Here is a 13,066-nt window from a genome sequence, read left to right as displayed (position 1 = left end):
AGCGCGCCCGCGGATTCTCCCTTCACGGGGCGCCCGTACACGGCGGAACTCAGCGCCAGCGCCGGCTGGTCATATCCGTCACCGTGATCGAGCAGCCAGCTTGCGAGGCCAACGGGCGAGTCCGACAGTCCATAGAGCGTTTGCGGCCGCGTTCCCATCTCGAGCGCATACGCACGGCGCCTTTTCGCTGCGCTGCTCAACTGGTCGTACGCATGCTTCTCGTCGTCCGACAGTCCGGCGGGCGGCGGATCGCCGGCTGCCAGCGCCTTCGCGATATCAGCGGGAATCGTTGCGGGGAAGTTCACGTGTATGCCCAGCAATTCGGGCGGCGCCTGCTTGCCCATCACGTTCGCCACCACGCCGCCCAGGTCGCCCCCTTGCGCTGCAAACTTGTCGTAGCCGAGGCGCTTCATCAGTACGACCCACGCGCGAGCGGTACGCTCCGGACCCCAGCCCGTCGTGGTCGGCTTGCCTGAAAGGCCGTAGCCCGGCAACGACGGAATGACGAGATGAAACGCATCCGACGCGCTCGCGCCATATGCCGTCGGATTGGTCAGCGGATCGATGATCTTGAACTGCTCGATGATCGAGCCGGGCCACCCGTGCGTGACGATGAGGGGCATCGCATTCTCGTGTTTCGAGCGCACGTGGATGAAGTGAATGTCCAGTCCGTCGATCTCCGTCACGTAGTTCGGCAGCGAATTGAGCTTTGCCTCGCACTTGCGCCAGTCGTAGTCGGTTGACCAATGGCGCGCGAGTTCCTGGATCAGCGCGAGCGGCACGCCTTGCGTGTCGTCGTCGACCGTCTCCCGTTCGGGCCACCGCGTCGCCTTGATGCGTCGCCGCAAGTCGACGAGCTGCGCGTCAGGCACATGCACGCGAAGTGGACGGATAGCGGTCTTGTCGCCACCCGCTGCCTGCCCCACGGTCGTCATGGCCTGATTCGTTTGTGCGAATGCGAGCTGGCCCAGCGAGCCTGCGGCAAGGGCCGCCGTCGCCACACCGACGAAGCGACGGCGAGACGGCGATGAAGGAGAGATGTTGTCTGACATAAGTGCTCCGGTTGACGATGAGAGCCGGGGTCCCGATCAATGGCCACGTCATGTCATGGCCATCGGCAACGATGATGGGCGTCAGGCGCCCGGTGTAAATGCATTGGAACGTGCGGATGTATCCCGCCTGTTTCCTGAATGTGTGAGTTTGTAAGCGCAGATCTCGACGCAGCTGGCGAATACATTGCGCCACAAGCGCGGTCGTGTCTGCGGAAGGAGAACTCCTTTTTACCGGTGGAGACGGGCACGAAGACCCTTGTGGTGTTGCATATGCAACATCGACGACAAAAAAATCAGCTCATGCGGCGCGCGCCAACTCACCTGCGATCCCCATGAGCGCGTCGGCGCCGGTGGCTCCGAGCATCGCCTTGGCTCTCGGTCTGCGCGACCGACCACGCGGACGCAGCGCCGTGCAGCAACGTCTTGCCCTGTCCCGTGAGCGAAAGAGGGCGGCTGCGGCCGTTCGCTTAGGGAAGGCCTTCCTGCACCCATCCTCGCGCGATCAGCGGTTGCAGGTTCCTTGTCAGTGTCGAACGATCGCGATGGTTTTTGCGTCCGAGGTCCGCACGGCTGAGCGGTCCCAATTCCATGATGAGAACGAGCAGCGAGAACTGCGGTGCGTTGATGCCGAACGGCCGCAGTTCCTCGTCGTAGATCGCCGTCAGCACCCGGGCAATCTGCCGCGAACGCGTAAGCAGACAGTTGCTGGCGATCTCATTGCTCACTGCATCGCGTGGTTGATGCCGAAGATCGGAAGGCATGCTCGAACTCATGTGGCGCAAGACGGCTTTGGGACGGTGAGGCGTCGGTGTCGCTCACACGAGCGTGAGCGTGACGTCCACGTTGCCGCGCGTCGCCTTCGAATACGGGCAGGTCTGATGCGCGCGGTCGACGAGCGCCTGGGCGACGTCGCGCGGCAGGCCAGGCAGGCTAACGTTCAGGCGAGCCTGGATGAAGTAGGCGCCGTCCGTCGTGCCAAGATCGATTTCAGCGTCGACGCTGACGTCGGCCGGCAGCGAGACGCTCATCGCACGCGCCGCGCCGCGCATCGCGCCGATAAAGCATGCCGACCAGCCCGCGCCGAGCAGTTGCTCGGGATTCGTGCCGGCGCCCGAGGAACCCGGCGACGACAGCTTGATGTCGAGGCGGCCGTCCGCGCTGCGCGAAGCGCCGTCGCGGCCGCCCGTCGTGTGAGTCTTGCCTGTGTACAGTACGTTTTCGATGCGGGTCATGTTGGCTTGCTCCAGTGAATGTGACGTATTGGAACGCGCGGATGTATCCCGTATGTTTCCTGCGAGGCGGCATGTGTATGCGCATGTTTCCACACGTATCGCGGCGGATTACATCGCGATACAAGGCAGTGACTGCAGGATGCGCTGAAAACGCCGGATGTCGTGGGGAAAGGGATGTGAGTTCGATTCGCGGGGACAGTTGACGCGAATCAGGCGAATTTCTCGTGCAAGCGGACGAGCCACCAGCGCCACATGGGTACCTGATAGAAAAGCTGGGTCGTCGTGACGGACATGCAGGTCGCGACTTCCACGTACTTTCCCCCCACCATGCCGAACCTGGCGCGCGGAACCTCGTTGTCATCCCACTGGCACCACCAGCTGCGCGTGTCACGGACGGAACAGTACGGGAAGCGCTGAGGTTGATCGGCGTCGTCCGTCCGCCAGTACGACACGGAATGCTGGTCGACGAGAACCTTGTAGGTCATCGGGGCGTCGGTCTTTTCCGTGCCGTGGCAAACGCCGTTTGCCTGTTCGCCGTCGCAGGACAGCATGTAGACGGTCACTTCATTACCGAACGGCGTCCAGGCGGCCATCGCGCTGGGTAAAAGCCAGAAGCTCGCGGCGACAACGCTATAACCAATTAGCCGATTCATCCGTAGACACCTCCCGTCAGGATGCCCAGCAGCGAAGAGTTCGACGACAGCCTCGCGGACCTTGCTGAAGGAAAAATCCTAGCACGGGCGAAATGCGCCGATCCGCGCGGATGGACACACTTCGGACGCATCGGAGGAGACTAAAATCGGCCCGCATCGCGGATTGCTACTGCGGGCGGATCAGGGCCGAAGGTCCCGGAACACGGGATTTCCCCTGGTTGGCCGGAAGATCGTTTGGGGCGTGCCGGCCTCGATTGAGACATTCGGGCACGGACGGCTTCCCTGTGGCTGTCGGGAAATTCGATGCTAAATCATTGTTTTGGCAGGAATTCAGAAGAAAATTCGACCGGTCGTTCAGCCGCTCCGGACCCCGAAGGTCAACAAAGTCCGTAACCTGGCGAAATTCGATCGTCGCCCGATACGGCGGCGCACCTTCTTGAATTTGTAATTCCCCGTCCATATAATTAGCACTCACCGCACGAGAGTGCTAACAACTTCGCTGGTTGGCCCGGCCAGCCGGCATATCTCAGCGTTCTTCAGTCCCAATCAAGAGAGGATCTATCCATGAACCTTCGTCCTTTGCATGATCGCGTGATCGTCAAGCGTCTGGATCAGGAAACCAAGACCGCATCGGGCATCGTGATCCCCGACGCAGCAGCAGAAAAGCCGGATCAAGGCGAAGTGCTGGCTATCGGCCCGGGCAAGCGTGATGACAAGGGTAACCCGATCGCGCTCGACGTGAAGGTCGGTGACCGCGTCCTGTTCGGCAAGTACGCTGGCCAGACCGTCAAGGTCGAGGGCAGCGAACTGCTGGTGATGCGCGAAGAAGACATTATGGCCGTTGTCAACAAGTAAGCACTTGTCCCGGTTCATTCTCAAGAATTCAAGGAGTTAGAAGATGGCAGCTAAAGACGTCGTGTTCGGCGATTCCGCCCGTGCCAAGATGGTTGAAGGCGTGAACATTCTCGCCAACGCAGTGAAGGTTACGCTGGGTCCGAAGGGCCGCAACGTTGTTCTCGAGCGCAGCTTCGGCGGCCCGACGGTCACGAAGGACGGTGTCTCGGTCGCGAAGGAAATCGAGCTGAAGGACAAGCTCCAGAACATGGGCGCGCAAATGGTCAAGGAAGTCGCTTCCAAGACCAGCGACAACGCCGGCGACGGTACGACGACGGCAACGGTTCTGGCCCAGTCGATCGTTCGCGAAGGCATGAAGTACGTCGCATCGGGCATGAACCCGATGGACCTGAAGCGCGGCATCGACAAGGCCGTCGCCGCAGCAATCGAAGAGCTGCGCAAGATCAGCAAGCCCTGCACGACCAACAAGGAAATCGCGCAGGTCGGCGCGATCTCGGCGAACAGCGACACGTCGATCGGCGATCGCATCGCTGAAGCGATGGACAAGGTCGGCAAGGAAGGCGTCATCACCGTCGAAGACGGCAAGTCGCTGCAAGACGAACTGGACGTCGTCGAAGGCATGCAGTTCGACCGCGGCTACCTGTCGCCGTACTTCATCAACAACCCGGACAAGCAAGTCGCCGTTCTGGACAACCCGTTCGTGCTGCTGCACGACAAGAAGGTGTCGAACATCCGCGATCTGCTGCCGGTTCTGGAACAGGTCGCAAAGGCTGGCCGTCCGCTGCTGATCATCGCTGAAGACGTCGAAGGCGAAGCGCTGGCTACGCTGGTCGTCAACAACATCCGCGGCATCCTGAAGACGGTTGCTGTCAAGGCTCCGGGCTTCGGCGACCGCCGCAAGGCCATGCTGGAAGACATCGCGATCCTGACGGGTGGCCAGGTCATCGCTGAAGAAACCGGCCTGTCGCTGGAAAAGGCAACGCTGCAAGAGCTGGGTCAGGCAAAGCGCATCGAAGTGGGCAAGGAAAACACGACGATCATCGACGGCGCTGGCGAAGCAGCAAGCATCGAAGCGCGCGTGAAGCAAGTGCGCACGCAGATCGAAGAAGCGACGTCGGACTACGACCGTGAAAAGCTGCAAGAGCGCGTGGCCAAGCTGGCTGGCGGCGTTGCAGTGATCAAGGTCGGTGCCGCGACCGAAGTCGAAATGAAGGAAAAGAAGGCACGTGTCGAAGACGCACTGCACGCAACGCGCGCAGCTGTGGAAGAAGGCATCGTGGCTGGCGGCGGCGTCGCGCTGATCCGCGCTCGCAGCGCCATCAGCGGCGTGAAGGGCGACAACGCTGACCAGGACGCAGGCATCAAGATCGTGCTGCGCGCGATGGAAGAGCCGCTGCGCCAGATCGTCACGAACGGTGGCGAAGAAGCCAGCGTCGTGGTGGCAGCAGTTGCCGGCGGCAAGGGCAACTACGGCTACAACGCAGCAACGGGCGAGTACGGTGACCTGGTGGAAGCCGGCGTCGTCGATCCGACCAAGGTGACCCGTACGGCACTGCAGAACGCAGCTTCCGTTGCTGGTCTGCTGCTGACGACGGACGCCGCTGTCTGCGAACTGCCGAAGGAAGATGCACCGATGCCTGGCGGCATGCCCGGCGGCATGGGCGGCATGGGCATGGACATGTAATTTCCGGGTAACCGGATTGCATGCAGGAGGCGCGCCGAAAGGCGTGCCTCCCGATTGCCAAAAGAGAAAAACCCGCAGCGATGCGGGTTTTTTTATGCGTGCGGCAATCGCGTGGATTTCGCTGCGTTCAACGCACGCGCGTATGTTCAACGAAGCCGGCGATCGCGCGACGCGCTTGCGGCTGCGTTGCGGCTGCGTTGCGACTCAATGCCGGGCTTCCCCCGGCGACGACTCCGTCCCACCCGCAAGCGGCACTTCGTCATCGCTGCTGCGCGCCCAGAAGAACCGGTCGGGCAGATACGCGCCCATCCCGGGCCGAAACGCGGCCTGGGTCGCCTGAAACAGATATTCCTGCGCCTCGCGCACGGCCTCGGCGGGTTCCTGACCGTTGGCGAGCAGGGCGGCGATGGCGGCGCCGAGCGTATCGGTGATGCCCATGATCCGCTGTTGTCCGCGATCCCACATGTCTTGCCTCAACTGGCCGTCCTCGCTGAAGAGCGTATTGACGAGCCGGTGCGTGCCCGTTTCCGTCGACAAAATGTATTCGCACCCTTGGGCCAGCAGATGCGAGATGGCCGCGTCGAGCGACGGTGCCTCGGCGTCGCCGTCTGGCTGAGCGAGCGCGAGTAGGGCGCTGTGGTCGGCGACGAGCAGTGTGGTTTGTGGCGCGAGCAGATCGGCGATGGCTTCGCGAAGCTCGTCGGCGGCGAGCACATGCTCGTCGTCGAGCGTGAAGTCGGGGGCAAGGATGAGCGGAATGTCGTCGTAGTCCGCGACCACCTCGGCGATCGCGCTGACCACTTCTGCGCGCGTGGCCGCGCCGACCTTGAAGGCGGCGATCGGCATGTCCTCCAGCAGCATCCGCGCCTGGGTCGCGACGACTTCCGGGTCGAGCCCGGTGACCTCGTCGCAAGTCGCTGAGTCGCGCACCGTGTAGCCCGTCAGCACGGAAACGCCGTGACAACCCATGCTGGCAAGCGTCATGAGATCGGCTTGCAATCCGGCGCCGCCCGTCGGGTCGGACAGGCCGAAGGTGAGAACGATGGGAGGGGTGTCGCTGGCCATGAAATCGTTTGATGAATCGATAAGCTGAAAATGTGCGAGCCGCATGGGCGCGCGAAGCGCCCGCGCGTCTGGGCGGACGGCTCAATTATGCGGCCTTATCGGGCTATGGGGCATTATTTCGCATCTGTCAGCGTGTCTTGCCACAGTTAACGCTGCATCGTGTCGCAGCCCCCGTCCGGACCCCGCATCTGCTAGGCATGGGGGGCGCAACACGGTACCATCATGGCTCCCGTTTCCACGGACTTTTCGACGCGACTCAAGAATGGAATATAAGAGCTGGATGTGCCTGATCTGCGGCTGGATCTACGACGAAGAAGCCGGTTTGCCGGACGAAGGAATCGCGCCGGGCACGCGCTGGGAAGACGTACCCATCAACTGGACCTGCCCCGAGTGCGGCGCGCGCAAGGAAGACTTCGAGATGGTCCAGATCTGAGCGACCCTCGCGTTCCGGTGACGAATACCTTGTGTCCGCCATCCGGGGCGTGGCTCGACTCAACTGAATCGATTTCGCGCGGAACTGAACATCCGCGCTTACCTGATGTCGCAAGGTAACCTGTCACGGGCTTTCTTGCGGTCTGTCGCGGCTGGCCCAGCAGATGCTGTATCGGCAGTCTGGACGTTCGCCGCTCCACGCGAGCGGCGCGTCGAGCGGTTCCGGCCGGTTGTAGCGTTACCTGATAAGCGGCGCCGTTTTTTCGGCGACGCGGCCAATGGCCTTGCAGTTGCACAACTTTCGCCATATCGGCGGTTCCGGCGGCGCAGCACCGATGCCGGCCTGACCTGCCGGCGTTCATGCAGCCTGCCCATGACTCTTCGATCCGCACCGCCCGATACGCTCGACGCTTTACCGAATCCCCGCGGCGGCGCCGTCCGCCCTGCGGAACAGGCCATTGCCGACGCGCTCGATGCGTTCGAGCAGCGGCGCGACATGACGGCACTGCTGTTAGGCGCTGGGCGCGCGTTGCGCGAAGCGGGCTGGATCGCGGCGCAACGCTTCACCGACGCACTGTTGCTCGTATCGCCGATGGCCGCGAGCGGCGTTGCCGAAGAGGCGTCCGCGCGCGCCACGTTCGGCGCGGCGCTGCGCGCGTTTCGCGCTGCGCTGGAGCGGCGCAATCTGCGTGAGCTTGCTTGCTCGGCCGCGCTTTTTGCGCACTATCGCGCGCTCAGTACGCATATCGCACAACATACGCCCGGTTACACCGTGACATTCGAGGACGTCGCGCTCGCCGCCCGGCCCGTTCCCCCCGTGACGCTACGTTCGCAATCCGCCGCGCGGCTCGCGCATTTACGGGCGCGCTATGAGCAGGCGTTGCTGCTCGTGCTGCGCTCGAAGGGCAATATCAGCACGGGCGCGGTGGCGGCCGCCGTCAACGCGGCGCTCGACGACCTCGACGCGTGCCTGGCCGAACTCGCAGGCCCCGATCCATACGACTTCTGGCGGCTCGCCTCCGCCTGCGCTCGCGCGTTGCGCTCCACCGGCCGCACGGTCGAAGACATCGATACGCGGCGCTTCTACGCGCGCTGCAATCTGGCGCTCGCGGACGAGGAGCGTGGCATTCCGCTCGCGCCGCGCTCGCTCGCGCGCGCGACGCTCGCGCTGTTGTGGCGCGACTACGCGCTTTTCGGCGCCGCCGCGGAAGACACCGACCATGTCGAACTGCTGCGCGACTACGGTCTGACAGTGGACTGGCACGTGGCGGGCACGCAGGCGTCGGAAGCGTTGTGGGAAGCGGGCGCTCACCAGGCCGAAACGCTGGTGGCGCACGTCGGGATGACGCGCGAGCTCGGCGTGCTGACCGTCAACGCCAACGCTTACGAAGACTTTCTGCAGACCGCCGATGCCGCGATCGCGGCGCTCGCCGATCACGCGCGCGCCGCCGACAATCCGCAGAAGGCCGACCCCAGCGCCGCGCTGCAGGCGGGTGATGCGGCGTACCGGCTCGGCGCGGCCGCATCGGCGCTCGGATTGGGACAGGTCGCGCTGCTCGCGGATGCGCTCGGTCTCGCGTGGCGCCGCCGAGCACACGCTGGCGTATCGACGCCCGCGGTCCGTGCGCACGTCGTCGTCGATGCGCCCGGCGCGCGCGCGCTCGAAGCCGCCGCCGAAACGTTGCGGGCGATGCTGCACAAGGTTGCGGCAGGCGTCGCGCCGCAGTCCGCGACGGCCGCCCAGGCCGCGCTCACGCGCGCGATCGAGCAGGGCGGCGCGTAGCCGACCCGTCGCACGCGCGACGAAACAGGGACGGTCCATTGTCCTATGCCATCTGCTTCGCGATAGCGCACGATCGACGTTCCCGGCAGGGCCGAAGCGCGTGATAGAGTGCAGTTTCATGGACTGCGGTTTTCGTCGGTCGCGCACCGCCTGCGCAGGTTGCGAGCGGCATGCCGCACGAATCCTGGGCGCAAGGCGCGAGCCCCGCAGTCGCGCACTGTCTTTGCTAAAATTCGACCTATGCCCAAGAGTAACGATCGCATCAATCTGACCAACCAGTTCCTGATCGCCATGCCGAACATGGCGGACCCCACGTTTTCGGGAACGGTGGTCTACCTTTGCGATCACAGCGAGCGCGGTGCCCTTGGTCTCGTCATCAACCGGCCGACCGACATCGATCTTCAGGCGCTCTTCAATCGCATCGATCTAAAGCTCGAAATCGAACCGCTGCTGCATGTCCCCGTGTATTTCGGCGGCCCGGTCCAAACCGAGCGCGGCTTCGTGCTGCACGATGCATCGGAAGGCAGCAGCTATACATCGTCGATGCAGGTGCCGGGCGGGCTTGAAATGACCACCTCGAAGGACGTGCTGGAAGCCGTTGCGAGCGGCAAGGGCCCGCAACGCTTCCTGCTGACGCTCGGTCATGCCGGCTGGGGCGCGGGGCAGCTGGAAGACGAGATTTCGAAAAACGGCTGGCTCACGGTCCAGGCCGACCCGAAGATCGTCTTCGACGTGCCCGCCGAAGACCGCTTCGAGGCGGCGCTTGCGCTGCTCGGCATCTCGTCTTCGATGCTTTCCGGCGAAGCGGGTCACGCTTGACTGCTCCTCTCCTTGACGGAGAGGATTCCCACTTCGTAGAGCCCAGCCCTTGTCTCAAAGAGACAAGGGACTTACAGCCTCTCCATGGGCTGATACCGCCAGTCCGGCGGCCAAGATATTGCGCGCAGCGTTGATGTCGCGATCGTGGATGGCTTGGCATTCAGGACAAGTCCATGTCCGAACACTCAGCGGCATGCTGGCAACAGTGTGCCCGCAATCCGAGCAGCGCCTCGAGCTGGGATACCAGCGGTCGATGCCGATCAGTGAGCGCCCATACCACTGCGCCTTGTATTCAAGTTGGGTGACAAATGCGGACCACGATGCATTCGAGATCGACTTCGCCACACAACGATTCCTTTTCATGTTTCGCACGGACAAGCTTTCTACGGCGATGACTTGGTTTTCGTTTATCAGCCGGGTCGAGAGTTTGTGCAGGAAGTCCCTGCGGGAATCTACTATCCTCGCGTGCATGCGTGCGACTTTAAGCTTCGCCTTCCTTCGGTTGGCCGAGCCTTTTTGCTTCTTCGCGAGGCGCCTTTGCAACTTCGCCAGCTTCGCTTCATTTTTCCGGAGCGCGTTTGACGCGGCGATCTTTTCCCCCGTGGACAGAATCGCAAAGTGCGTAAGTCCAAGGTCGATACCGATCTTCCCTGTTGCATTCGGACGTGGAGTCACTACGTCGTCGCACAGCATGGAAACATGGTATCGGCCGGCCATGTCTTTCGACACGGTTATGGTCGTTACCTTTGCACCTTTGGGAATTGTACGCGACCAGCGAATCGCAAGTGGCGCATCCATCTTGGCGAGCCGCAGCTGACTGCCATCCCACCTAAACGCGCTTGTCGTGTATTCAGCCGATTGCGTGCTGTCCTTGCGTCGGAAGGTCGGGTACTTCGCGCGTTTCGCGAAAAAATTCGCGAAGGCCGTTTGAAGATGCCTTAGCGCCTGCTGGACTGGGACTGAACTTACCTCGTTCAGCCACGCATGCTGCTCAGTCTTCTTGAGCGCGGTCAGCGCAGCGGAGGTCTCGTGATAACCCATGCGCTCCTGACGCTCAAACCAGGCGTCAGTGCGTTGCCGGAGCATGTAGTTGTAAGCGAATCGCGCGCATCCAAACGTCCGGGCAAGAATCACTTCCTGCTCGGGCGTTGGGTAGAACCGAAATCGGTAAGCGCGCTTAACGTTCATGTTTCACACGATAGTATGTATTTGTGTGAGACGCAATGAGGCCACTAACTTGCTGCTGTATTGGTTACACTCCTGCCTTGAACGAGGGGATTACTGGGAGCAACGTTCAATGAGGAGTCTGGGAGGAGGAGCAGCAACGGTGCTTGCGTTTGATTATGGCGAAAAACGTATCGGTGTCGCCGTCGGCAATTCGCTCACTCGCAGCGCGCGGCCGCTCGTCGTTCTGCAAAACCGCAATCGCGAATATCGCTTCGAGGTCGTCGGCAAGCTGATCGACGAATGGAAGCCCGACGCCCTCGTCGTCGGCCTGCCGATGCATCCTGACGGCACCCCGCACGAAAGAACCCAGCTCGCGAAGCGCTTTGGCAACCAGTTGAACGGGCGCTTCAATCTCCCTGTCTCGTGGGTCGACGAACGCTATTCGTCGGTCGAGGCGGAGGCGGGCATCCGCAGCGGCGGCCGGCGTGCAAGGCAAGCCGGCATGCTCGATGCCGAAGCCGCCTGCATCATTCTTCAGCAATATCTGGACGGACTTTCCGACGATCATGAGCTCCATTGACGCCGAGGCGCTGTATCGCGCCGTACTCGAACAGATTCGCGCCGCATACGGCGACGCGCTGGATGGTCCGGAGGGTGCCGTGCTCGCCGGCATATACAGCGGCGGCGCGTGGCTCGCCGAGCGCCTTGCTAAAGACCTGAACGTGCCGACGTACGGCGTCGTCAATGTTGCGCTGCATCGCGACGACTATGCGAAGAAGGGTCTGCATACGCAGGCGAGTCCGACTTCGCTGCCGTTCGAGGTCGACAACCGCCGCATCGTGCTCGTCGACGATGTGCTGTACACGGGCCGCACCGTGCGCGCCGCGTTGAACGAACTGTACGACTATGGGCGTCCCGCATCCGTCGAACTCGCCGTGCTCGCCGATCGCGGCGGGCGCGAATTGCCGGTGGCGGCGCGCTTCGTCGGCGGTGCGATCGAAGTGCCCGCGAATTCGACGCTCGTGCTGACGCGCGACGGCGAGCGCTTCACGTTTCACACCGAGCCGCGCGCCGATTGAGCGTGCGCGTTTCTGTATCGAAAGCAGCAACCGCAACAACACATTGAACGCGCGAGCACGCAACGCAGATCCGGGCGCACGGCGCCCGCGAATCCGGCTCGCAAGTGAAGTGCCGAACGAAAGCACCGAACGAAAGTACCGAACGGCGGCACCCCGCAGTCCCCAGTCTGATTCAGGAACACCATGAACACGCCCAACCCGGTTTCCCAAGGCCCCACCGACAACGCCGCGTCAGCGGACCGTTTTCGCTACGGTTTCCTGAAGGGCAATCCGCAGCTCACGAAGAACGGCGAGCTGAAGCATCTGCTGACGATCGAAGGCTTGCCGCGCGCGATCGTCACTCACATTCTCGATACGGCCGAGCAGTTCGTCAGCGTAACCGACCGCGAGGTGAAGAAGGTGCCGCTGCTGCGCGGCAAGTCGGTGTTCAACCTGTTCTTCGAAAACTCGACGCGCACGCGCACCACGTTCGAAATCGCCGCGAAGCGGCTGTCGGCGGACGTGATCAATCTGAACATCAACGCTTCGTCGACGAGCAAGGGCGAGTCGCTGCTCGACACGATCAACAACTTGTCGGCAATGCACGCCGACATGTTCGTCGTGCGCCATGCATCGAGTGGCGCACCGTATCTGATCGCCGAGCACTGCGCGCCGCACGTGCACGTGATCAACGCCGGCGACGGCCGTCACGCGCACCCGACGCAGGGCCTGCTTGACATGTACACGATCCGTCATTACAAGCGCGATTTCACGAATCTGCGCGTGGCGATCGTCGGCGACATTCTGCATTCGCGCGTCGCGCGCTCCGACATTCACGCGCTCACCACGCTTGGCGTACCGGAAGTGCGCGCGATCGGCCCGCGCACCCTGCTGCCGGGCGGTCTCGAACAGATGGGCGTGCGCGTGTTCCACAACCTCGACGAGGGTCTGAAGGACGTCGACGTCATCATCATGCTGCGTCTGCAGAACGAGCGGATGAGCGGCGCGTTGCTGCCGTCGGCACAGGAATACTTCAAGAGCTGGGGGCTGACGCCGGAGCGTCTTGCGCTCGCGAAGCCCGACGCGATCGTGATGCATCCGGGGCCGATGAACCGTGGCGTCGAGATCGATTCGCAGGTGGCGGACGGACCGCAATCGGTGATTCTCAACCAGGTGACGTTTGGCATCGCGGTGCGCATGGCGGTGATGGGCATCGTCGCGGGCAACAACGACTGATCCGCGCACGGCTCACGCATTCCCTCAGGT

At 62.8% G+C, this 13,066-nt stretch carries 14 protein-coding genes; 8 read left to right on the top strand and 6 right to left on the bottom strand.

The window, feature by feature from the left end; genetic code table 11:
• The 4 genes from J8I87_RS30430 to J8I87_RS30415 form a co-directional block, all read right to left on the bottom strand.
• Positions 1–1,052 (bottom strand): epoxide hydrolase family protein (locus tag J8I87_RS30430; RefSeq protein WP_209935870.1); only part of this gene is annotated, 1,052 nt, incomplete at its 3' end.
• Between the two features lie 467 nt (positions 1,053–1,519).
• A complete protein-coding gene (locus tag J8I87_RS45115) occupies positions 1,520–1,813 on the bottom strand; it encodes a MarR family winged helix-turn-helix transcriptional regulator (protein WP_245254270.1) in 294 nt (97 codons plus the stop codon).
• A gap of 54 nt (positions 1,814–1,867) precedes the next feature.
• Entirely contained in the window at positions 1,868–2,284 is a 417-nt protein-coding gene (locus J8I87_RS30420) for an organic hydroperoxide resistance protein (RefSeq protein WP_209935868.1), read from the bottom strand.
• Positions 2,285–2,493: 209 nt separating this feature from the next.
• Positions 2,494–2,937 carry a hypothetical protein gene (locus J8I87_RS30415; protein ID WP_209935867.1) on the bottom strand — a complete coding sequence of 148 codons (444 nt, stop codon included), beginning with the start codon at positions 2,935–2,937 and terminating at the stop codon, positions 2,494–2,496.
• Positions 2,938–3,501: 564 nt separating this feature from the next.
• On the opposite strand from J8I87_RS30415, the gene groES reads away from it, so the two are divergent.
• The gene (gene groES / locus J8I87_RS30410) at positions 3,502–3,792 is read left to right on the top strand and encodes a co-chaperone GroES (RefSeq protein ID WP_090871563.1); all 291 of its coding nucleotides are present in this window, start codon (positions 3,502–3,504) and stop codon (positions 3,790–3,792) included.
• Between the two features lie 43 nt (positions 3,793–3,835).
• Complete coding sequence (groL, locus tag J8I87_RS30405) at positions 3,836–5,476, top strand: chaperonin GroEL (protein ID WP_209935866.1); 1,641 nt, start codon at positions 3,836–3,838, stop codon at positions 5,474–5,476.
• A 204-nt stretch (positions 5,477–5,680) separates the two neighbouring features.
• On the opposite strand, the gene J8I87_RS30400 is transcribed toward groL, so the two are convergent.
• Positions 5,681–6,541 (bottom strand): hydroxymethylpyrimidine/phosphomethylpyrimidine kinase, encoded by an 861-nt coding sequence (locus J8I87_RS30400; protein WP_209935865.1) that lies wholly within the window; start codon positions 6,539–6,541, stop codon positions 5,681–5,683.
• 262 nt (positions 6,542–6,803) lie between these two features.
• Between J8I87_RS30400 and J8I87_RS30395 the strand changes: the two genes are divergently transcribed.
• The 3 genes from J8I87_RS30395 (at position 6,804) to J8I87_RS30385 (ending at position 9,575) form a co-directional block, all read left to right on the top strand.
• Entirely contained in the window at positions 6,804–6,974 is a 171-nt protein-coding gene (locus J8I87_RS30395) for a rubredoxin (protein ID WP_006400971.1), read from the top strand.
• Positions 6,975–7,346: 372 nt separating this feature from the next.
• On the top strand, positions 7,347–8,756 hold the full coding sequence (locus tag J8I87_RS30390; RefSeq protein ID WP_209935864.1) for a hypothetical protein: 1,410 nt from the start codon (positions 7,347–7,349) through the stop codon (positions 8,754–8,756).
• A gap of 240 nt (positions 8,757–8,996) precedes the next feature.
• Positions 8,997–9,575, top strand: a complete 579-nt coding sequence (locus J8I87_RS30385) for a YqgE/AlgH family protein (RefSeq protein WP_209935862.1) — start codon at positions 8,997–8,999, stop codon at positions 9,573–9,575.
• Positions 9,576–9,629: 54 nt separating this feature from the next.
• Here J8I87_RS30385 and J8I87_RS30380 read toward each other — a convergent pair whose 3' ends face one another.
• On the bottom strand, positions 9,630–10,763 hold the full coding sequence (locus J8I87_RS30380; RefSeq protein ID WP_209935861.1) for an RNA-guided endonuclease InsQ/TnpB family protein: 1,134 nt from the start codon (positions 10,761–10,763) through the stop codon (positions 9,630–9,632).
• A gap of 109 nt (positions 10,764–10,872) precedes the next feature.
• Between J8I87_RS30380 and ruvX the strand changes: the two genes are divergently transcribed.
• The 3 genes from ruvX to J8I87_RS30365 all read left to right on the top strand — a co-directional run bounded on the left by ruvX (position 10,873) and on the right by J8I87_RS30365 (position 13,036).
• Positions 10,873–11,322, top strand: coding sequence for a Holliday junction resolvase RuvX (gene ruvX, locus J8I87_RS30375; RefSeq protein ID WP_209935875.1), 450 nt, complete (start codon positions 10,873–10,875; stop codon positions 11,320–11,322).
• A complete protein-coding gene (gene pyrR / locus J8I87_RS30370; RefSeq protein ID WP_209935860.1) occupies positions 11,309–11,821 on the top strand; it encodes a bifunctional pyr operon transcriptional regulator/uracil phosphoribosyltransferase PyrR in 513 nt (170 codons plus the stop codon). Before ruvX ends, pyrR begins: the two co-directional genes overlap by 14 nt.
• A 183-nt stretch (positions 11,822–12,004) precedes the next feature.
• Positions 12,005–13,036 (top strand): aspartate carbamoyltransferase catalytic subunit, encoded by a 1,032-nt coding sequence (locus J8I87_RS30365; RefSeq protein ID WP_209935859.1) that lies wholly within the window; start codon positions 12,005–12,007, stop codon positions 13,034–13,036.
• The last annotated feature ends 30 nt before the right edge of the window (positions 13,037–13,066 follow it).

Origin of the sequence: Paraburkholderia sp. LEh10, assembly GCF_017814945.1 — a bacterium.
Lineage (GTDB): Bacteria > Pseudomonadota > Gammaproteobacteria > Burkholderiales > Burkholderiaceae > Paraburkholderia.
Note: the sequence above shows the minus strand (reverse complement) of the source record. Positions and strands in the feature narration are given on the sequence as shown.